Consider the following 20,218-nt stretch of genomic DNA (forward strand, 5'->3'; position numbering starts at 1 on the left):
TTATATGGATCTTTATGATGTATGTATAATTGGTGCCGGAGCAGCCGGAATGACAGCAGGAATTGCTGCTTCCGGATACGGCAGCAATGTTATAATTATTGATAAGAATAAAAAGGCCGGAATGAAGCTGTATGCAACAGGCAATGGTAGATGTAACCTTGCCAATTCGCATATGGCTTCTTGTTGTTATTATGATAATCAATTTGCACTTAAAATACTCGGTGAAAAACCACATTTAGAAGTGCTTGATCTTATGAATAAATTCGGTATTAAGTGCATAGAAAAGAATGGATATTATTATCCAAGATCTAATCAGGCATCATCAGTTGTTTGGGCATTGCTTGATAAGCTGAAGGAAAATAATTGTGAGATCAAATTAAATACTCTTGTTACAGATATTAAGCCGGAAGAGGATATTTATAGCATTTCATTTGAAAAAGGCGGATGTATAAAAGCTAAAAAGGTTATTTACACAGGTGGCGGTTTATCAATGCCAAGTCTTGGTGCTGTGGATAAGAAGATTGCAGATAAAATTCTAAAGTCCCAAAATATAAATATTAAATCATATAGGCCGATACTTTGTCCGCTTATAACTAATGTGGATGACCTTCATAAGGAATTATTGAATGGAGTCAGAGTCAGTGCTGAAGTAAAGATAAAGAATAAAAATACCGGCGAGAATGTAAGTGAAATTGGCGAGGTTCAATTTACTGACTACGGCTTGTCCGGAATAGTTATATTTAATATGTCTTATTATGAATTTGATAAGATTAAAGTAGATGTTTTATATGATATTTCAAGAGATGATTTCATTGAACAATATAGAGAAAACAGTGAGAGTTTAAGAAGTATTTATGGATTTCTGAATGGATTTTTAAATGATAAACTGGCTTTGTATATACTGGAAAGATACGGAAAATACAGCAAAAAAATACTGCTTAAAGATTTGAATGAGAATGATATAAATGATTTATATGATTTTATAAAAGAGCTTAGTTTCACATATAAAGATAATTATGGATATGATCATTCTCAGGCAACAAGCGGAGGCGTTGATGTATCCGAATTAAATGAAAATATGGAAATCACTCGTTTTAAAAATATGTATGCTGCAGGAGAAGCAGTAGATGTTGTAGGAAAATGCGGTGGATATAATCTTATGTGGGCATTTATTTCCGGTTATAAGGCAGGAGGAGCTGCGATATGCTGAGAATTGATAATATAAAATTAAAACCCGGATATTCAAAAAAAGATCTTGAGGACAGCATTAAAAAGGTTCTTAAAAAGGTTGAATATAAAGATTATAAGATTTTACGCCGTTCACTTGATGCAAGAAAAAAGGATGATATTATCTATTTACTATCAATTGGAGTAAATATAAAAGGAAATGAAGAAAAATGCGTAAAGATGATTAACAATAAAAATGTTATGTTGATCAAAGGAAAGAAATATCGTTTTCCTTATAGTATGAATCAGTTTAATCTACGAGATGAATCATCTGATAAACATTCAGATAAATCATTCGAAGATCATTCTGATGAATCAATCAATAAATTATCAGATAAATTAATCGAGATATCATCAGATAAATTATCTGAAGATCTTCGACCGGTTATAATTGGTGCAGGGCCGGCGGGATATTTTGCGGCTCAAATTCTTGCCGAAAATGGTTTCAGACCTATCGTTATTGAAAGAGGCAAAAATGTTACAGACCGTAAGAAGGATGTAGAAGCATTTTGGGCCGGAGAGAAACTAAATAATGACAGCAATGTTTCATTTGGCGAAGGTGGCGCCGGCACATTTTCGGATGGTAAATTAAATACCGGAAATAAGGATAAATTCGGCATATTTGCTCATATTATGAATGTTTTTCATAGGTTTGGTGCTGATGAAGCAGTAACTTATGATGCAAAACCGCATATTGGTACCGATAGATTAATACTTATCATGGAAAATATGCGTGAGAATATTCTTAAAAATGGTGGGGACATCAGATTTGGACATAAACTTATAAATATTGAAGAGGCTGATGATCAAAAGGATTCGAATAAGATTTATGATCTTGAGATATCAGATGGTAAAGATATTTATAAGTTAAGAACAAGAAATGTTATTCTTTCTATTGGCCATAGCGCCAGGGATACATTTGAAATGCTTTACAATAAAGGATTTAGAATGGAGCAGAAGCCATTTGCTGTGGGATTAAGAATCGAGCATCCGAGAAAGAATATCGACAGAGCACAGTATGGTGATAAATATATGGACAAGCTGCCCGCTGCCGATTACAAGATGACATATCATGCTACTAACGGACGAAGCGTATTTTCATTTTGTATGTGCCCCGGTGGCTATGTAGTAAATGCATCTACAGAAGATAAAAGGACAGTTGTAAATGGAATGAGTTACAGTGGCAGAGACGGCGATAATTCAAATGCAGCTCTTGTTGTAAATATACTTCCGGAGGATATTGCAGGTAACAATCCTCTTGATGCAGTCGAGTTCCAAAGAAGGCTCGAAGAAAAGTTCTATGAGGCAGGAAATGGGAATATTCCTGTTCAAAGATTTGAGGATTTTTCGGTTGGAAGAAAAACCGAGAAACTGGGAACTGTGATGCCTGCGATTAAAGGAAAATACGTGCTTTCAGAGCTTAAAAGCTGTTTGCCAGAATATGTTTCAGATGCTATAATTGAAGGAATAAAAAGTTTCGGAACAAAACTGCACGGATTTGATAATAATGATGCAATTTTATCAGGAATCGAATCAAGAACTTCATCACCTGTAAGGATTTGCAGAGATGAGGATCTTATGATGAATGATCATCCGGGAATCTTTCCTTGTGGTGAGGGTGCAGGTTATGCCGGAGGTATTACATCAGCAGCAGCTGATGGTATAAAATGTGCTGAAAAGGTGGCACAAAGAATAATTACTAATTTAAATTTTCAGGAGATTTAGAAAATGTCAGAAGATAGGTCGTTTATTAAGGACAAGAAGAGAATAGTTGTTAAGATCGGTTCTTCATCACTGATCCATCCCGAAACAGGTGGAATTGATTACGTGAGATTAGAGAAACTCGTAAGAATACTCAGTGATCTTAAGAACAGAGGGAAGGAAGTGGTTCTTGTTTCATCCGGTGCCATTGGTGTCGGAAGAAAAAGTCTTGGCCTTAAGGAAAAGCCCGAAAATCTCGCTCTTAAGCAGGCTTGTGCTGCTGTAGGTCAGGGACAGCTTATGATGATCTATCAGAAGTTATTTTTGGAATATAATCATAAAGCAGCTCAGGTTCTTCTTACATTTGATGTTATTACATCAGACGAAAGACGTAAAAATGCCAAGAATACTTTAAATGAGCTTATCGGCTTAGGTATTATTCCCGTTGTAAATGAAAACGATACAGTTGCTACAGAAGAAATTGAGTTCGGTGATAATGATACTCTTTCTGCTATTGTTGCAACTCTTATAAATGCAGATCTTTTAATAGTTCTTACAGATCAGGATGGATTATTTACAGATGATCCTACTAAAAATCCTGATGCAAAGAAGATTTCTGTTGTTAAGAAGATTGACGAAAGTCTTGTGAATATGGCTAAGGGATCGTCTACAACCTTCGGTACAGGTGGTATGTCAACAAAGATTGCCGCTGCACGGATTGCGACAGATACAGGTACAGACATGGTTATCTGTAATTCCAACGATCTTACCAATATTTCCAGAGTCGTTAACGGTAAAGATGTGGGTACACTGTTTATCTCACATGAGCAGGATGATTTCGACGCTAAGGACTTTATAATCAATAAAAAATATATGGATTGATGATCATGTCTTCCGTATATTTTGCGGAGGATTATGATGGATAAGGATTTACTTAGAAAAAAGAATATGAATATTCGCGACAGTCTTGATGCATCAGAGGTCGAAATGCTTTCTCATAAAATCTGTGAGAGATTAAGACAGCTGGATGAATACAAAAAGTCCGGTGTATTTCTGATGTTTTATCCCAAGGGAAATGAAGTAAGATTAAACGAATTATTTACAGAAAATGAGGTATATCTCCCAAAAACTGTTGGGAAAGATATGACTTTTCATAGATACACAGGGGAAGAAGATTTAGTAAAGGCGAGGTTCGGTATCATGGAACCGAGTTCTTTGGAAGTCCCCGATTATGATAAGAATATATTTATGATCATGCCCGGACTTTGTTTTGACAGATCAGGCGGCCGAGTTGGTTATGGCGGCGGATTTTATGATCGCTTCCTGGAAAAGTATAAAGACAAGAATATATTTAAAGCTGCGGTTGCATTTGATTTTCAGATTATATCTGAGGATATTCCAACTGAAGAGTTTGATATTAAACCGGATATGATCGTCACGGAATCCGAAGTAATAATGATTGGTAAATCATGTATATAATTACATAAGCAAAACTAATAAAGATTAATTAGCAATATATGGAGGACAGTTATGTTTGATCTTGAGAAAATTTGTGAAACGGCAAAGAATTCAAGCCGTATTATAGGAAGAGCCGGAGTAGAAGCCAAGAATAAAGCGCTTCTTAAGGTTGCTGATGCACTTTGTGCCAATAAAAGCGATATCATTAAAGCTAATAAAATAGATATGACTAATGCAGAAGAGAACAATATGAGCCCTGCACTTCTCGATAGACTTAAATTAACAGATGAGAGAATTGAAGCTATCGCTGAAGGAGTTAGACAGGTTGCAGCTCTTGAGGATCCAATCGGTGAAGTTCTTGGGATGAAAAAGAGACCTAACGGACTTATTATTGGTCAGGTAAGAGTACCTATGGGTGTTATCGGAATCATTTATGAATCACGTCCAAATGTAACTATTGATACATTTGCATTATGCTTCAAGTCAGGAAATGCAGTAATCCTCAGAGGTGGAAGTGATTGCATTAATTCGAATATTGCACTCGTTAAGGTTGTAAAAGAAGCGTTGGCAGAGACAGATATTACACCTGATGTTATCAGTCTTATTGAAAATACAGATAGAGAAGTTGTAAATCAGTTCATGAAGATGAATAAATATCTTGACCTTCTTATTCCACGTGGAGGAGCAGGTCTTATAAATAATGTTGTTATGAATGCTACAGTACCTGTTATCGAGACAGGAACAGGAAACTGTCACATATATGTAGATAAGGATGCTGATTTCGATAAGGCTGTTAAGATCATAAGAAATGCAAAGCTTCAGAGACTTGGAGTTTGCAATGCTGCAGAGTCACTTGTTATTCATAAGGATATAGCTGAAGAAGTTATTCCTCTTATTGCTGCAGATCTTGCAAGTGAAAATTGTGAGATAAGAGGTGATGAGCGTGCTCAGGCTATAAGCAATATTATTGTTCCTGCAACAGAAGAGGATTACGGAACAGAATATCTTGCAAAGATTATTTCAGCTAAGGTTGTTGATTCACTTGATGAAGCTATCGATCATATCAATAAATACAGCACAGGACATTCAGAAGCTATCATTACTGAAAATTATGAAAGTTCACAGAGATTCCTTGCGGAAGTTGATTCTGCATGTGTTTATGTAAATGCTTCCACAAGATTTACAGATGGTTTTGAATTCGGATACGGAGCTGAGATCGGAATTTCAACACAGAAGCTTCATGCAAGAGGACCAATGGGTCTTAATGCTCTTACATCAACTAAATTTATAATTTACGGAAACGGACAGACACGTTAGTCAGAGCCTTGTGATATATGACTTAAAAACTATTTATAAAAAACGACAAGAATGCAAAATAAGGGGACAATTATGAAGAGTAAAAGTAGTAAATTCTTTTTAAGTAAGTTATTTATCATGTTTTTATTTGGAATCGGAATGATCATAGTTCCGAGCGTTAAAAGTATTGCCGCTGCAAAAAACGGTTTTGTTAAAGAAGGTAATTCCTGGATTTACTATGTTAACGGGAAAGTATCTGACAAGACGGATATTGTAAAAGGAACTGTCAATAAAGAAACCGGTTGGTGGTATATCAAGAATGGTAAGGTTCAGTTTGTTAACAGTGTGGAGAAGAATTCCAACGGCTGGTTCTATGTTAAAAAGGGAAAAGTTGATTTTTCTTTTAACGGAGTTGCCAAGAATTCATACGGATATTGGTATTGTAAAAACGGCCAGGTGGATTTTTCGCACAGCGGTATAACGAAGTGTACTGTCAAAAATAAAACAGGCTGGTGGTATATAAAAGGCGGCCAGGTTTTATTTATAGATTCCATCGGTAAAAATGAAAATGGCTGGTTTGCGGTTAAAAACGGACTGGTTGATTTCAGTTTTACAGGAATAGCTAAAAATGAATATGGATATTTTTATTGTAAGAATGCCAAAGTTGATTTCAGTTATGAAAATATAATAAAAGCCACTGTTAATAATGTCACAGGTTGGTGGTATGTAAAAAATGGTGAAGTAAAGTTTATCACTTCAATCCAGAAAAATGAAAATGGCTGGTTTTACATTAAAAATGGTATGGTGGATTTTTCTTTCACCGGTATTGCAAAAAACGATTATGGCTATTTCTACTGCAAAAATGCAAAAGTAGATTTTAATTATACAGGACTTGGTAAAAATGAATACGGCTTATGGTATTGTAAAAATGGCAAAGTGGATTTTAGTTACAAAGGTCTTGTAAAATATAATAATGAAATATATTACATTTCCGGAGGTAAGTTCCAGAGTGATTATAGCGGATATTATACCGGGAAAGTAAATGGAGTAAACGGAACATATCAGATAGTTAAAGGTAAAGTTTCCAAGAACTCCGGAATAGTTACAATAAACGGTAAGAAAAATTACATTAATAATGGTCGTGTTGATAAACGTTATACAGGTCTTCAGGCTGATAAAAGCGGAACATACTGGTATGTGGAAAATGGAATTATCGACTGTAAACATACTCAGGTTGTTAAAGGTCGTGTTAAAGGCGTTGATGCATGGTGGTATGTAGAAAACAGTAAAGTTGTATATAAAACTGCTGTTGCCAGAAATCAATACGGACTCTGGTTTGTTAAGTCAGGTAAAGTTGATTTTTCATTCTCAGGAAACTTTAAATATAATAATAAAATTTACAGAGTTGAGTCAGGCCGTGTTGTTGCTGATATAGAAGAAGAAAAGAAAATGGTAAAAAAGGCGCAGAATTACAGTAGCAGTACAAGTTATCTGATACTTGTTGACAAGGCTCAGCACAAGACCATGATCCTTAAAGGAAGTAAAAATAACTGGAAGGAACTGTATTACTGGGATTGTAATGATGGTGCTCCGGAATCGGAAACTCCAACAGGTGAATTTACTACAGCACTTAAAATTCTTTATTTTGGTGAAGATGATTATAGATGCTGGTATGCAACTCAGTTCTGGGGAGATTACCTTTTCCATTCAGTATTATATGAAATTGATGATGCTCCAAAGGTTATAACCGACGGACGCATGGCAATGAATACATCTCACGGATGCGTAAGACTTGATCTTGAAAATGCAAAGTGGATGTATGACAACATTCCTGAGGGAACAAAGGTAGTTATATATTAATCAAAAAATATCCTGTTAAAGGAAGAAAATAAAAACTAGGAGAATAGGAAATAATGAATTTCGACGCAGAAAAATTTAAAGGTTCTGAAACTTATGTCGCTTCAGAAGAGCTTATGAAAGCTGTTGATGTGGCAATCGCACTTGAGAAACCGCTCCTTATAAAAGGTGAGCCGGGTACAGGAAAGACGATGCTCGCACAGGCTATAAGCGATGCACTTGATAAGAAACTTATAATCTGGAATATTAAATCAACAACCAAGGCTCAGGAAGGACTCTATGTATATGATACAATTCAGAGACTTTATGACAGCCAGTTTGGTGCAGAAGGCGTTGATGATATTGCTCATTATATTAAACTCGGAAAGCTCGGTGAAGCTTTTAGAGAAGAAGAGCAGTGTATCCTTCTTATAGATGAGATTGACAAGGCTGATCTTGAATTCCCGAACGATCTTCTTTGGGAACTTGATAAGATGGAATTCTTTATAAATGAAACTAAGGAAACTGTTAAAGCAAAGACAAGACCTATTGTTATCATTACTTCAAATGCCGAGAAAGAACTTCCTGATGCATTCCTCAGAAGATGTATTTTCCATTATATTTCTTTCCCTGAGAAAGAAGAGATGGAAGAAATTGTAAAGGTTCATTTTAATGATCTTGATGAAAATCTTCTCAAATATGCTATGGATACATTTTATTGGATAAGAAGTATCAAAGAAGTAAGAAAGAAGCCAAGTACATCAGAACTTATCGATTGGCTGCAGGCTCTTATGGTTGGCGGAATTGAACCTGAGACTATAAGAACAAAGCTTCCTTATCTTGGAGTATTGATCAAAAAAGATGAGGATATAAATGTGGTTAACAAGAATAAGATTATGTAAACTATTATAAGGAGACTCTTTTGTTTACTGAATTTTTTTACGTTCTAAAAGATAAAGGACTTAATGTATCTATGACTGAATGGATTACATTTATGGATGCTCTTAATAAGAATCTGTCCGAATCCAGTCTGGATGTATTATATTATCTTGGAAGAATGATACTGGTTAAAACTGAATCAGATTATGATAAATATGATCTGGCATTCATGGAATATTTTAAAAATATAAAGCATACTGATGAAGTTCCTGAGAATATCATGAAATTCCTTGATAAAGAGGGAATGAAGCCTGATGAGCAGAATATTGCCTTGTATGGTTATGATCAAAAACGTGATATGAATGAGACAAAGCGTATGTTCCGCGAAAGAATTACCGAACAGAATTCAGAGCACAATGGTGGTAATTACTGGATTGGTACAAGCGGCGGATCTGCATTTGGACATTCAGGAAGAAATAAAGGCGGTATCAGAGTCGGCGGTAAAACCGGAATGAGATCTGCATTTGCTGTTAATGGTGAGAGAAAATATGTCGACTTTAGACATGATAAAACTCTTGATATCAGACAGTTTCAGGTAGCTTTTAGAAAGCTTAGACAATATTCATCAAAGCTTGATGTTCCGGAAACAGAGCTGGATCTTGATAAGACTATAGATTCGACATGTAATAACGGAGGATATCTTAAACTTGAATATATGAAGCCAAGAAAGAATACCGTAAAACTTCTTCTTTTATTTGATTGTGGTGGTACGATGTATCCTTTTATGGAATTATGCAACTCCCTTTTCCAGGCGGTTCATAAGGCAAATCATTTTAAAGAGGTTAAAACCTATTATTTCCATAACTGTATTTACAGCAAGGTTTATAAAACTGCCGAATGTGAATATGGAGATTGGATCGATATCGAAGAGGTATTCAGACTGACCGATAAGGATTATAAAGTAATCATTGTAGGAGATGCACAGATGGCTCCAGAAGAGCTTTTTGATGTGAATGGTAATTATAGAGGTCCTAATGATGGAAAAAGCGGATATGAGTGGAATATGATGCTCAGCAAGAAATATAAGAAGATCATATGGCTTAATCCGAGATATCATGCCGGACTTTCAAGCAGACTTACATGGATGGAAGCTGAGGATACGCTTTCTCAGATTTATCATATGTATCCGCTTACCGTAGACGGATTAAAAGAAGGAATCAAGAAACTGATGTCACCAAGATAGAGAAGAATTCGTATTGGGGAATATGTATTTTCCTTAGAATATCTTGAGTATTACCTTTAAGGAGACGAGATAAATTTATGGAAAACGAATTTGAAAATGAATTTAGCAGTGATTTTGAAAGTGATTTTGAAAGTGATTTTGAAAATCCATCTGATAATAATACTGTGACAAATGATGCTAATGAGAATATTCCGAAACCCGGAAATGAGAATACATCAAATGATAATAGCATAAATATACCAAATGCCGGCAGTGAAAACGTTTCAGATAATGATGACAAAAATGCGCCAAACGGCGATAACAAGAATGTTATTGATAATGGTAAAAAAACAGGTCTGATACTTGCGGGAGGCGGTGCTAAAGGCGCATATCAGGTTGGTGTTTTAAAGGCGCTGAAAGAAGCCGGACTACTTGATGATGTGGGCTATGTTTCCGGAGATTCCATCGGTGCAATAAATGCAATGTTATTTTGTCATAATGATATTGATTTCATGTACAAAGTTTGGGAAAATATAAATATGCCTGAAGTATTTGAACCGGAGATGGATCTTTTTTCCGAAAATCCAAATCTATTTTCAAGAAATCAGGTTACTGATATGATGAATAAATTTATATCGGAAGATGTGGTACGGAATCTTCCATATACTGTATTTGCCGGTGTTTCACGTGTGGAAAACGGTGAATATTATCCTGAGTATATGAAATTAAATGGACATACAAAGAAAGAAATGATAGATATTCTGCTTGCTTCATCAGCAATGCCGGTTGTATATGAGTCTGTAAATATTAACGGTAAGGAATATCTTGATGGTGGGCTTACAGACAATGAACCGTTAAAACCTTTATATGACATGGGTATAAGGAGATTTATTATTATAGGTCTTAATCATGCAAGACAATTTCCAGCTCATAAATATCCGGGTACTGAATGCTTTGTAATTTATCCGAGTCATGATCTTGGGGATCTTTTTTCCGGAACTATGAATTACAAAACTGAGGCTAAACATTTCAGACAACAGCTTGGATATAAGGACGGACAACTTGCGATAAAGACTGTATTTGAGAAGGATCCTATCTATATCAGTCTTATAAATGAAATCAATCGTACTAATTATCTTGAAATCAAGAATAATATGAAGGTTGAAACCGCTCAGCGTGAGCTGGGTGCTTCAATAGATAAACATATGGAGTATTTTAATCAGATAGCTGACAAGTACAAGAATTACTAGAGGAGGATTTATTATGGGAATGAAGATAATCACAATCGGAAGACAATTTGGCAGCAATGGAAGAAACATTGGAAAACTGGTTGCTGATAAGCTCGGGGTTAGTTATTATGACAAGGAAATCCTGAAGCTTGCTGCAAAAAATTCAGGTGTATGTGAGGAATTATTGCAGAATCTTGATGAAAAGCCAAATAAGAGCTTTTTATATTCTGTTGTCATGGATCCATATGCATTCGCTTACAGCTATAATAACAGCGGTTACAGTATGAATCTTAATCAACAGGCATTTCAGGCTACATTTGAAACCATCAGGGATCTCGCTGATAAAGAATCCTGTGTAATAGTCGGTAGATGTTCAGATTACATTCTCCGCGAAAGAAATGACGTACTTAACGTATTTATCTATGCACCTTTAGAGGAAAGGATAAAAATCGTAAGTGAACGTTTTCCTGAGCTTAGCGAGAATAAAGTAAAGGATCAGATCAATAAAGAAGATAAAGCCAGAGCGTCATATTATAACTATTATTCTTCTAAGAAATGGGGAAAAATGGAAAGCTATGACCTGTGTATTGATAGCAGTATCATGTCACTTGAAAACTCTGCAGATCTTATTATAAATGCCTTCAAAAATGGCAAAAAATCAACAAATAATTGAAAGGACTAATGGTGAATACAAAAGTGGATAATAAGAAAGAAGCATTAAATCCATATCTTCCTTCATGGGAATACATTCCGGATGGGGAACCTTACGTATTTGATGGACGTGTTTATATATATGGATCTCATGATATTTATGATGGACAGGTTTTCTGTTTAGGAGATTATGTATGTTATTCTGCACCTGTGGATGATCTCGGAAACTGGAGATATGAAGGTGTTATCTACAAAAAGACTCAGGATCCTTTAAATGAAGATGGTCATATGTGCCTTTATGCACCTGATGTGACTATTGGACCTGATGGCAGATATTATCTTTATTATGTACTTGATAAAGTAAGTGTAGTATCTGTTGCTGTTTGTGATACTCCTGCAGGTAAGTATGAATTTCTTGGATATGTTCATTATAGTGATGGAACTTTACTTGGAGATAAAGAAGGCGATGAACCTCAGTTTGATCCGGGTGTTATCACAGAAGATGGAAAGACATATCTTTATACAGGATTTTGTGCAAGAGGAGATAAGAGCAGAAGTGGTTCATTTGTAACTGTTCTTTCTGAAGATATGCTCACTATCGAACAGGGTCCAAAACTTGTTGCCCCTGGTATCGAAAATCCTGAAAAAAGAGGATTTGATGGACATGAATTCTTTGAAGCTTCTTCTATCAGAAAAAGAGGCGATACTTATTATTTCATTTATTCATCAATTGTTATGCATGAACTTTGTTATGCAACATCTAAGAGTCCTTTCGGACCATTTAACTATGGTGGAGTTATTGTAAGTAATGCTGATATTGGAATTGGTACATATAAGGATTCAAATATGCCTTCAATGTATGGTGCCAATAATCACGGAAGTATTGTTGAAATTAATAATGACTGGTATATCTTTTATCATCGTCATACACTTAATAATTGGTATTGCAGACAGGGATGTGCTGAGAAGATTCATTTTGAAGCTGATGGTTCGATTCCTCAGGTTGAGATCACAACCAGTGGATTAAATGGCGGACCGCTTGTTGGTAAGGGCGAACATCTTGCTTATACAGCTTGTAATTTATTTACATCTGAACCTTCAATCTATGTAGGTGCACCCGGAGCTCCAAGAATTAAGCAGAGACAGGATGAAGGTATGGAAAGACCTGAAAGCTTTATTTCCGGAATTAAAGATACAACAACAATCGGATTTAAGTATTATGATTGTAAAGGTATTACTAAATTTGGTATTAAGGTTAGAGGCTACGGTGATGGTACATTTGAACTTCGTACAGCTATTGATGGCGAAGTACTTGCATCAATCAAGGTAGAAAATACAAATATCTGGACACTTAAAACTGCAGATATTGATCTTAAAGATGGTGTATATTCGATTTATATCAGCTATAAGGGACCTGGAGACCTCCAGATGTATAGTTTTATACTTGAGTAATCCTATTTAAATATTTTAGTAGAAAAGATGCTGCTATATTTATCTATAGCAGCATCTTTTACTGTTTATTTACTGTTTTTGTTACAAATCTATATATGTCGTTTTTTTATGTGTTTTTACTGTTCTTCACGGAGTTTTACAGCATTTCTATTGGCTCGTTTTTTGTTTTCGTCCATATCAGCATAATGTTTACGGGTTGTATTTACGTCTTTATGTCCAAGAATGTCGGCAACAAGATAAATATCGCCTGTTTCCTGATAAAGAGCTGTTCCGTATGTACTCCTTAATTTATGAGGAGTGATATGCTTAAGTGGAGTAGCAGTACGTGAGTATTTCTTGACAATGAGCTCGATAGAACGTACACCAAGTCTTTTTTTCTGAGATGAAAGGAAAAGTGCGTCTTCATGACCGTCAGCAGCTGTAATATTTTCCCTTTCTTTGAGATAAGCTTTGATTGCTTCACCTGCTTCGTCACTGAAGAAAACAAAGGCTTCATTTCCACCTTTTCTGGTAACTTTTATACGCATATTATTGAAATCAATGTCATAAATATTTAAGCCAACACATTCAGAAACACGGATGCCGGTACTTAACATGAGAGTCATAATAGCAAGATCTCTGGTAGATAACTTTTCGTGAAACCTTTGCTGATTTTTCGTAAGACCTATTCCAAATTCGACATGATCAAGGAAATCAGCAGTTTCATTTGCATCCATTCGAATGATTGCTTTATCACGTATTTTAGGCAAATTTACCTTGGTTGTAACATTTTGAGAAATAAAGTCACTTTTATAAAGATATGCGAAAAATACTCTGAGTGCGCATAATTTACGTTTCTTGGAACGTGCATCATTTGTATATTCACGACCATTTCTGGTATATAAAGTAATGAATGACATATATTCATCGAAATCAAGAGCTGTAAGCTTATCCAAATCCTGAAGGGATATATCCTTAATAGGTTTATTGTTTAATGAAGGATTTTCTTCATGAAGATATTCAAAGAAATGTTTAATATCATATGCATAAGCAATTCGTGTACGTGGCTGAGTTGTTTCCTCAATGCTGCGAAGGAATAAGTTAACATATGATGGAAGTATACTTGTAATTTCACGAAGACGAAGAATTTGTTTCTTAGACAGTTCTTTAGCATAAGGTACATGTATGTTTTTATTTGTTGTTTTTGGCTTATTTTCAACATTTTCTGACATAATATACACTCCCGGTAAATTACGCGAAATTATTTCGCTAAACTATGGTTTCACGAATAAATAGATTAATACTCCTCTGTGAAGAAATGTCTTTCTCCATCTTTTTTATATCCAACGATTGTATTCATATTGACGTTTTCAACACTCTTAAAAATATTACCTTCAACAAATGGATTGATCTTTTTCATTTCAGCAATTAGATGTTTGATTTCCTGTCTCTTGGAATTGAAATGTGTTGGATCGGTTTGTATAGTACATGTTTCTGTAAATCTGCAGGCACACTGGAGGAAATGAAGTTTGTTATAATCCCTCCACCATCTGATATCTGATTCTCTGATCATATACATAGGTCTGATAAGTTCCATGCCTTCAAAATTAGTACTTTTAAGCTTTGGCATCATTGTCTGTACCTGGCCACCGTAAAGCATTCCCATAAGAATTGTTTCGATTACATCGTCATAATGATGTCCAAGAGCAATTTTATTGCAACCAAGCTCTTTTGCATTGCTGTAGAGATAACCTCTTCTCATTCTTGCACATAGATAACAAGGGGATTTCTCAACATTGTATACACTGTCAAATATATCTGATTCAAATATTTTGATTGGAATTCCAAGAGTTTTGGCATTACTTTCGATTATTTTACGATTGTCTTCACTGTATCCCGGGTCCATAACAAGGAATGTAAGCTCAAAGTCAAACTTATTATGCCTTTTAAGTTCCTGGAAAAGCTTTGCCATTAGCATTGAATCCTTTCCACCGGAAATACATACAGCTACATGGTCTCCCGGCTGAAGAAGATCATAATAATTTATGGCTTTTGCAAATGGAGTAAATAATTGTTTGTGGAATTTCTTACGTATACTAAGCTCGATTTCTTTTAATCTTTCGTCGGACTCTTCTGTATTTATATCTTTTAAAACGGCCTTTGCAAGCCATTTGTAATATCCTCCGTCAAGATTATATGCATCATAGCCTTTATCACAAAGTAAACTGACAGCATCTTTACTGATAATGCCATTTTCGCAATAAACGACTATTTTCTTACTTTTATCGAGTTTTATTCCATTGATTGTATCTGAGTCATTTAAAATATCAATATTTTTTTGAAGGATGTCCATCGGTATATTCTGTGAACCGGGAATAAGCCCATATGACATGGATTCAGGTTCTCTAATATCTATTATCTGGCAACTTCCCTCAGGTAACTGATTAAATTCTTCTAATTCAACTGTATTATTTTCCATTTCAAATCCTTGATATCTTTATAAATCTATACTATATATCCGTACATTTCAGGTCTTCTGTCTCTAAAGATTCCCCATTCAAGGCGAATATCTCTAAGTGAAACAAAATCATATTCGGAATAAAGAATCTCTTCTTTATCACGACCGGCTTTGGCTATTATCTCACCGGTTTCATTTGTCATAAAGCTTGAACCGTAAAAGTTCAGTGAGCTTTCCTGATTCGAATTTTCCGGACAAGGTTTTACTTCTTCCAAGCCATAACGATTGGCTGCAACAACTGGAATAATATTTGCTGCAGAATGACCCTGCATTGTTCTTGTCCAATGACCCGAACTGTCCATACCGAGTATTGGCTCAGAACCGATTGCTGTAGGATAAAGAATTATATCCGCTCCGAGAAGTGCCAAACTTCTGGCTGTCTCCGGGAACCACTGATCCCAGCAGATTCCGATACCAACTTTACCATAAGTTGTATCAAACACTTTAAATCCGGTATCTCCCGGTGTGAAGTAGAATTTTTCCTGATAGAAATGGTCATCAGGAATATGAGTTTTTCTGTATATTCCAAGATTCTCACCCGAATCAAGCATAACAACTGTATTATATAGAGTTGTATTATCTCTTTCATATATGCTTACAGGTATTACTACGGATAATTCTTTGGAAAGCTGTGTAAATCTTATGACAGCTTCATTTTCTTCTACAGGCTTTGCAAATGTATAATAACTATATTGTCTTTCCTGGCAGAAATATCTTCTTTCAAAAAGTTCAGGAAGAAGGATGATTTTCGCACCATTTTCAGCAGCTTCTCGAACAAGTTTTTCTGCTTTATCGATATTTTTATTTAAATCCGTATCACAGCTCATCTGAACTGCGGCTACTTTGATATTCGACATTTTATCCTCCGTAAATAAAATTGTAAAATCATAATGAATGATGTTATGTTTTATAAATCCAAATACTAAAATGTATTATAGTGATCTACTTGATTCATATATATAAATGTACATTTATATATATGGAATTTGCTGAGTTATGCAATGTATATTTCCGCCTCCAAGAAGAATACTGCGAGTATTTATCAGGATGATCTTTTTATCGGAGCATATTTTTTCAAATATTGCCTGTGCCCGTTTATCGCTTTCTTCATTTTCACCACCGAATTGTGGAAGGAGTATACATCCGTTTGCAAAATAAAAATTCACATAACTTGCTGCGAGGCGCTCTCCTGCTTCTCTTTCATCCTCTCCCGGTTCAAAGATATAATTATCAATATCTGCCTCTGTACATCGTACAGGAATATCCGGAACAGGAATCTTATGTATTGTCAGTTTTCGGCCTTTTGCATCTGTTTCCGAAGACAAATAATCATAATCAGCCTTTGACATATTATATTGTGGATCGGATTCATTTTCTGACCAAGCGAGAACTATTTCACACGGTTTTATGAATGCTGCAACATTATCTACATGTTCATTTGTTTCATCATTATAAATACCAAAAGGAAGCCAAAGAACTTTCTTTACGCCAAGAAATTTTTTTAGTGTATCTTCTATTTCTGTTTTGGTAAGAGATGGATTGCGGCCTTTAGATAAAAGGCATGACTCAGTAACCATAAGAGTTCCTTCGCCGTCGGTATGAATGCTGCCGCCTTCAAGAACAAATGAACCGGCATCAAGTATTTTATCACCTAAATAATTAGTGAAATTCTTAGCTACTTTATCATCTTTATCCCAGGATGCATATAAACCGTCATATTCGCCGCCCCATGCATTGAAAGTCCAGTTTATACCTATTCTGGATAACACATCGCCGTTTTTATTAAACACAAATGTAGGACCTGTATCTCTGGCCCAGGAATCGTCTGTTTCCATCTCGATTATATGAAGATTAAATTTGCCAATCTTATACGATACAGATTTTGAAGTGGTAATACTATGATCATCAACTGATTTTTTATCAGATGAAGATTCAGAAATACTATGATCATTAGATAAACGCTCAGTATTATCATGATCATCAGAAAATATATCGCGTAACTTTGTACTTATGGCCTCAAATGAAGCTTTACTGACAAGCAGGTATACATCTTCTACTTGAATAAGATTTTTAATAATATTTATGTATGCTTTTTCGGCTCCGGAAGTATCTTTGCCCCAACTTCCCGGTCTTTCAGGCCAAATAAGCAATGTTCCGTGATGAGGCTCAAATTCCGCAGGGAATCTTATCTCACCAATTTTTTCCTCTTTTATATTAATGGACATTTTACGAAAGCCTCATCTTAAAATCTAAATAATCAAATTGTTTTACAATCTCAAATCTATCTTCCAAATCACTGTCATGTTCGAGAACAATATCAGGAAGCGCCATTCCATTGAATGTATTATTCTTGACCATGCTATAGATTGCCATATCTCCAAAGGTTAAAATATCTCCGACAGAAGGCACCTCAGGTAAACAGTATATTCCGATTACATCGCCTGCAAGACATGTTCTTGAAGCAAGACGAACTTTATATAACTTTACACCTGATTTTCCTTCATTTGGCTTAACGTCAGATTCCTCAGATTCGTCTGATTCTTCAGATTCTTCTTCAAGAGCTCCAAATAATGGTGGTGTATACGGCATTTCGATAACGTCAGGCATGTGGCATGCAGCTGATGCATCAAGAATAAGTGTCGGCATATCTTCTGTGTCCACAATATCAAGAACGGTTGTAATAAGAGTTCCTGCATCAAGTGCTATTGCTTCGCCGGGTTCAAGATATACTTCAAGATTCCATTTTGCCTTTATTTCTTTAATAAAATCAATAAGACCGTTAACATCATAATCTTTTTTGGTTATATGATGTCCGCCGCCCAGATTGATCCAACTTACAGTCTCAAGATATTCAGGGAAATTATCTTCTACACTTCTAAATGTATCTATAAGAGGCTGAAGTCCCTGCTCACATAATGTATGAAAATGAAGTCCCGTCACGCCCGAAGGAAGTGTCTTTGGTAAATTACATTTTCTTATTCCGAGTCTTGATCCTGTTGAACATGGATCATAGATTTCATGACCTTCCTGAGTAGAAAATTCCGGATTAATACGTAAGGCTATTTTAACTAAGCCTTTCGATACCTTAGGCTCCCATATTTTTCTATGACATTCAAGCTGCGAAATTGAATTAAAATAAATATGGCTGCATATATCTGCAAGAACTTTCATTTCATTAGATTTATAAGCCGGTTCAAATACATGATTTTCCTTATTTTCACCGAATTCTTCATGTGAAAGTCTAGCCTCATATATGCCTGAAGCCGTGGTTCCGGACAGATATTTACTGATAAGAGGATAAGTCTTATACATTGAAAAAGCCTTCTGCGCAAGAAGGATCTTGCAGCCGGCTTTTTCTTCTACATTATGCAATGTTTCAAGATTTTCTCTAAGTTTTCCTTCCTGAATTATATAGGAAGGTGTTCTAAGTTCATTATATTTCATGGTTATTATTCAAAATAATTAATATATGATCAATCAACTAATACAGGATTCTCATCAACTACCCAAGGAAGTCCGTATTCATTTAACATTTCCATGTATGGATCCGGATCAAATTCATCTGTTGTAAATACGCCCGGCTTCTTCCATGCGCCATTAACAACCAGTGCAGTTCCTATCATTGCAGGAACACCTGTTGTATAACTGATAGCCTGGCTTCCAAGTTCTTTGTAGCATTCCTGATGATCGCATACATTATAAATATAAATGCGTCTGTCCTTGCCATCCTTTTTACCTGTAAAAATACATCCGATATTTGTTTTACCAACAGTTCTTGGTCCAAGACTTGCAGGATCAGGTAAAAGAGCCTTTAAGAACTGGATAGGAACTATCTCGTGACCTTCGAAATTAATAGGGCTTGTTGAAAGCATACCTACATTTTCAAGGCATTTCATATGTGTAAGATAACTCTGGCCAAATGTCATGAAGAATCTTATACGCTTAACATTTGGGAAGTTTCTTCCGAGAGCCTCAATTTCTTCATGATGAAGAAGATACATATCTTTTTCACCAACTTCAGGGAAATTATAAACTCTCTTTATTTCCATAGGTTTTGTCTCAACCCATTTACCGTTTTCCATATAACTTCCGTTTGCTGAAACTTCACGAAGGTTTATCTCCGGATTAAAGTTTGTTGCAAATGGATAACCATGATCTCCACCGTTACAATCAAGAATATCAATTGTTTCGATTTCATCAAAATAATGTTTAGCAGCATATGCAGTAAATACACTTGTTACACCCGGATCAAATCCTGTTCCGAGAAGTGCTGTGATACCGGCATTCTTGAATTTCTCTTCATATGCCCACTGCCAGCTGTAATCAAAATAAGCTGTGAATCCTTTATCTTTGCATCTTGCTTCATATATCTCACGCCACTTTGGATCGTCAGTATCTTCCGGTTCATAATTGGCTGTATCAATATAATCAACTTTACATTCAAGACAAGCATCCATAATAGTAAGATCCTGATATGGAAGTGCTACATTAAGGACTGCATCAGGTTTATAACTATTAATAAGTACAACTATTTCATCTTTATTATCAGCGTTTACTTTAGCTGTGCTGAGTTTAACATTTGTTCCTGCTGATTCTATCTTATTCTTTAACTGAATGCATTTTTCTTCAGTTCTGCTTGCAATCATAAGTTCTGTAAATGTCTTATCATTCTGACAACATTTCTGTATTGCAACCTGTGCAACACCACCGCATCCAATAACAAGTAATCTGCTCATTTGTCTATATCCTTTCATCAAACGGTACTTACAT

17 protein-coding genes are annotated in these 20,218 nt (G+C 35.4%); 11 read left to right on the plus strand and 6 right to left on the minus strand.

The annotated features are described in order from the left end of the window. The first annotated feature begins 4 nt into the window (after window positions 1-4). The 11 genes from B5D25_RS04960 to B5D25_RS05010 all read left to right on the plus strand — a co-directional run bounded on the left by B5D25_RS04960 (window position 5) and on the right by B5D25_RS05010 (window position 12,951). A complete protein-coding gene (locus B5D25_RS04960) occupies window positions 5-1,210 on the plus strand; it encodes an aminoacetone oxidase family FAD-binding enzyme (protein ID WP_078786845.1) in 1,206 nt (401 codons plus the stop codon). After that, on the plus strand, window positions 1,204-2,952 hold the full coding sequence (locus B5D25_RS04965; RefSeq protein WP_090168448.1) for an NAD(P)/FAD-dependent oxidoreductase: 1,749 nt from the start codon (window positions 1,204-1,206) through the stop codon (window positions 2,950-2,952). Before B5D25_RS04960 ends, B5D25_RS04965 begins: the two co-directional genes overlap by 7 nt. A gap of 3 nt (window positions 2,953-2,955) precedes the next feature. After that, window positions 2,956-3,810 carry a glutamate 5-kinase gene (gene proB, locus B5D25_RS04970; protein WP_078786846.1) on the plus strand — a complete coding sequence of 285 codons (855 nt, stop codon included), beginning with the start codon at window positions 2,956-2,958 and terminating at the stop codon, window positions 3,808-3,810. A gap of 36 nt (window positions 3,811-3,846) precedes the next feature. Continuing rightward, complete coding sequence (locus tag B5D25_RS04975; RefSeq protein WP_159444085.1) at window positions 3,847-4,407, plus strand: 5-formyltetrahydrofolate cyclo-ligase; 561 nt, start codon at window positions 3,847-3,849, stop codon at window positions 4,405-4,407. 51 nt (window positions 4,408-4,458) lie between these two features. Beyond that, entirely contained in the window at window positions 4,459-5,703 is a 1,245-nt protein-coding gene (locus B5D25_RS04980) for a glutamate-5-semialdehyde dehydrogenase (RefSeq protein ID WP_078786848.1), read from the plus strand. A 72-nt stretch (window positions 5,704-5,775) separates the two neighbouring features. Then, window positions 5,776-7,542 (plus strand): L,D-transpeptidase, encoded by a 1,767-nt coding sequence (locus B5D25_RS04985; RefSeq protein WP_159444086.1) that lies wholly within the window; start codon window positions 5,776-5,778, stop codon window positions 7,540-7,542. Between the two features lie 53 nt (window positions 7,543-7,595). Continuing rightward, window positions 7,596-8,420 carry an AAA family ATPase gene (locus tag B5D25_RS04990; protein ID WP_078786850.1) on the plus strand — a complete coding sequence of 275 codons (825 nt, stop codon included), beginning with the start codon at window positions 7,596-7,598 and terminating at the stop codon, window positions 8,418-8,420. A gap of 20 nt (window positions 8,421-8,440) precedes the next feature. Further along, entirely contained in the window at window positions 8,441-9,640 is a 1,200-nt protein-coding gene (locus B5D25_RS04995; protein ID WP_078786851.1) for a VWA containing CoxE family protein, read from the plus strand. A 77-nt stretch (window positions 9,641-9,717) separates the two neighbouring features. Continuing rightward, window positions 9,718-10,869: a patatin-like phospholipase family protein gene (locus B5D25_RS05000; RefSeq protein WP_078786852.1), complete on the plus strand. Its 1,152-nt coding sequence runs from the start codon at window positions 9,718-9,720 to the stop codon at window positions 10,867-10,869. Window positions 10,870-10,882: 13 nt separating this feature from the next. Continuing rightward, window positions 10,883-11,521 (plus strand): cytidylate kinase-like family protein, encoded by a 639-nt coding sequence (locus tag B5D25_RS05005; protein ID WP_078786853.1) that lies wholly within the window; start codon window positions 10,883-10,885, stop codon window positions 11,519-11,521. A gap of 23 nt (window positions 11,522-11,544) precedes the next feature. Further along, entirely contained in the window at window positions 11,545-12,951 is a 1,407-nt protein-coding gene (locus B5D25_RS05010) for a family 43 glycosylhydrolase (protein WP_242870174.1), read from the plus strand. Between the two features lie 116 nt (window positions 12,952-13,067). Here B5D25_RS05010 and B5D25_RS05015 read toward each other — a convergent pair whose 3' ends face one another. The 6 genes from B5D25_RS05015 to B5D25_RS05040 all read right to left on the minus strand — a co-directional run bounded on the left by B5D25_RS05015 (window position 13,068) and on the right by B5D25_RS05040 (window position 20,184). Continuing rightward, a complete protein-coding gene (locus B5D25_RS05015) occupies window positions 13,068-14,162 on the minus strand; it encodes a tyrosine-type recombinase/integrase (protein WP_078786855.1) in 1,095 nt (364 codons plus the stop codon). A 65-nt stretch (window positions 14,163-14,227) separates the two neighbouring features. Next, the gene (locus B5D25_RS05020; protein ID WP_078786856.1) at window positions 14,228-15,409 is read right to left on the minus strand and encodes a PP-loop family protein; all 1,182 of its coding nucleotides are present in this window, start codon (window positions 15,407-15,409) and stop codon (window positions 14,228-14,230) included. Between the two features lie 26 nt (window positions 15,410-15,435). Further along, the gene (gene aguB / locus B5D25_RS05025) at window positions 15,436-16,305 is read right to left on the minus strand and encodes an N-carbamoylputrescine amidase (protein ID WP_078786857.1); all 870 of its coding nucleotides are present in this window, start codon (window positions 16,303-16,305) and stop codon (window positions 15,436-15,438) included. Between the two features lie 114 nt (window positions 16,306-16,419). Next, window positions 16,420-17,673: an agmatine deiminase family protein gene (locus tag B5D25_RS05030; protein ID WP_078786858.1), complete on the minus strand. Its 1,254-nt coding sequence runs from the start codon at window positions 17,671-17,673 to the stop codon at window positions 16,420-16,422. A gap of 1 nt (window position 17,674) precedes the next feature. Beyond that, the gene (gene nspC / locus B5D25_RS05035) at window positions 17,675-18,892 is read right to left on the minus strand and encodes a carboxynorspermidine decarboxylase (RefSeq protein ID WP_078786859.1); all 1,218 of its coding nucleotides are present in this window, start codon (window positions 18,890-18,892) and stop codon (window positions 17,675-17,677) included. 29 nt (window positions 18,893-18,921) lie between these two features. Continuing rightward, entirely contained in the window at window positions 18,922-20,184 is a 1,263-nt protein-coding gene (locus B5D25_RS05040; protein WP_078786860.1) for a saccharopine dehydrogenase family protein, read from the minus strand. Window positions 20,185-20,218 lie beyond the last annotated feature (34 nt).

It is taken from the genome of Eubacterium ruminantium (assembly GCF_900167085.1).
GTDB classification, from domain to species: Bacteria; Bacillota; Clostridia; order Lachnospirales; family Lachnospiraceae; genus Eubacterium_Q; species Eubacterium_Q ruminantium.

Excerpts from the sequence above, each read along its gene's own strand:
- B5D25_RS04960 (WP_078786845.1), top strand. The coding sequence starts at position 5 with ATGGATCTTTATGATGTATGTATAATTGGTGCCGGAGCAGCCGGAATG.
- B5D25_RS04965 (WP_090168448.1), top strand. The coding sequence starts at position 1,204 with ATGCTGAGAATTGATAATATAAAATTAAAACCCGGATATTCAAAAAAA.
- proB (WP_078786846.1), top strand. The coding sequence starts at position 2,956 with ATGTCAGAAGATAGGTCGTTTATTAAGGACAAGAAGAGAATAGTTGTT.
- B5D25_RS04975 (WP_159444085.1), top strand. The coding sequence starts at position 3,847 with ATGGATAAGGATTTACTTAGAAAAAAGAATATGAATATTCGCGACAGT.
- B5D25_RS04980 (WP_078786848.1), top strand. The coding sequence starts at position 4,459 with ATGTTTGATCTTGAGAAAATTTGTGAAACGGCAAAGAATTCAAGCCGT.
- B5D25_RS04985 (WP_159444086.1), top strand. The coding sequence starts at position 5,776 with ATGAAGAGTAAAAGTAGTAAATTCTTTTTAAGTAAGTTATTTATCATG.
- B5D25_RS04990 (WP_078786850.1), top strand. The coding sequence starts at position 7,596 with ATGAATTTCGACGCAGAAAAATTTAAAGGTTCTGAAACTTATGTCGCT.
- B5D25_RS05000 (WP_078786852.1), top strand. The coding sequence starts at position 9,718 with ATGGAAAACGAATTTGAAAATGAATTTAGCAGTGATTTTGAAAGTGAT.
- B5D25_RS05005 (WP_078786853.1), top strand. The coding sequence starts at position 10,883 with ATGGGAATGAAGATAATCACAATCGGAAGACAATTTGGCAGCAATGGA.
- B5D25_RS05015 (WP_078786855.1), bottom strand. The coding sequence starts at position 14,162 with ATGTCAGAAAATGTTGAAAATAAGCCAAAAACAACAAATAAAAACATA.
- B5D25_RS05020 (WP_078786856.1), bottom strand. The coding sequence starts at position 15,409 with ATGGAAAATAATACAGTTGAATTAGAAGAATTTAATCAGTTACCTGAG.
- aguB (WP_078786857.1), bottom strand. The coding sequence starts at position 16,305 with ATGTCGAATATCAAAGTAGCCGCAGTTCAGATGAGCTGTGATACGGAT.
- B5D25_RS05030 (WP_078786858.1), bottom strand. The coding sequence starts at position 17,673 with ATGTCCATTAATATAAAAGAGGAAAAAATTGGTGAGATAAGATTCCCT.
- nspC (WP_078786859.1), bottom strand. The coding sequence starts at position 18,892 with ATGAAATATAATGAACTTAGAACACCTTCCTATATAATTCAGGAAGGA.
- B5D25_RS05040 (WP_078786860.1), bottom strand. The coding sequence starts at position 20,184 with ATGAGCAGATTACTTGTTATTGGATGCGGTGGTGTTGCACAGGTTGCA.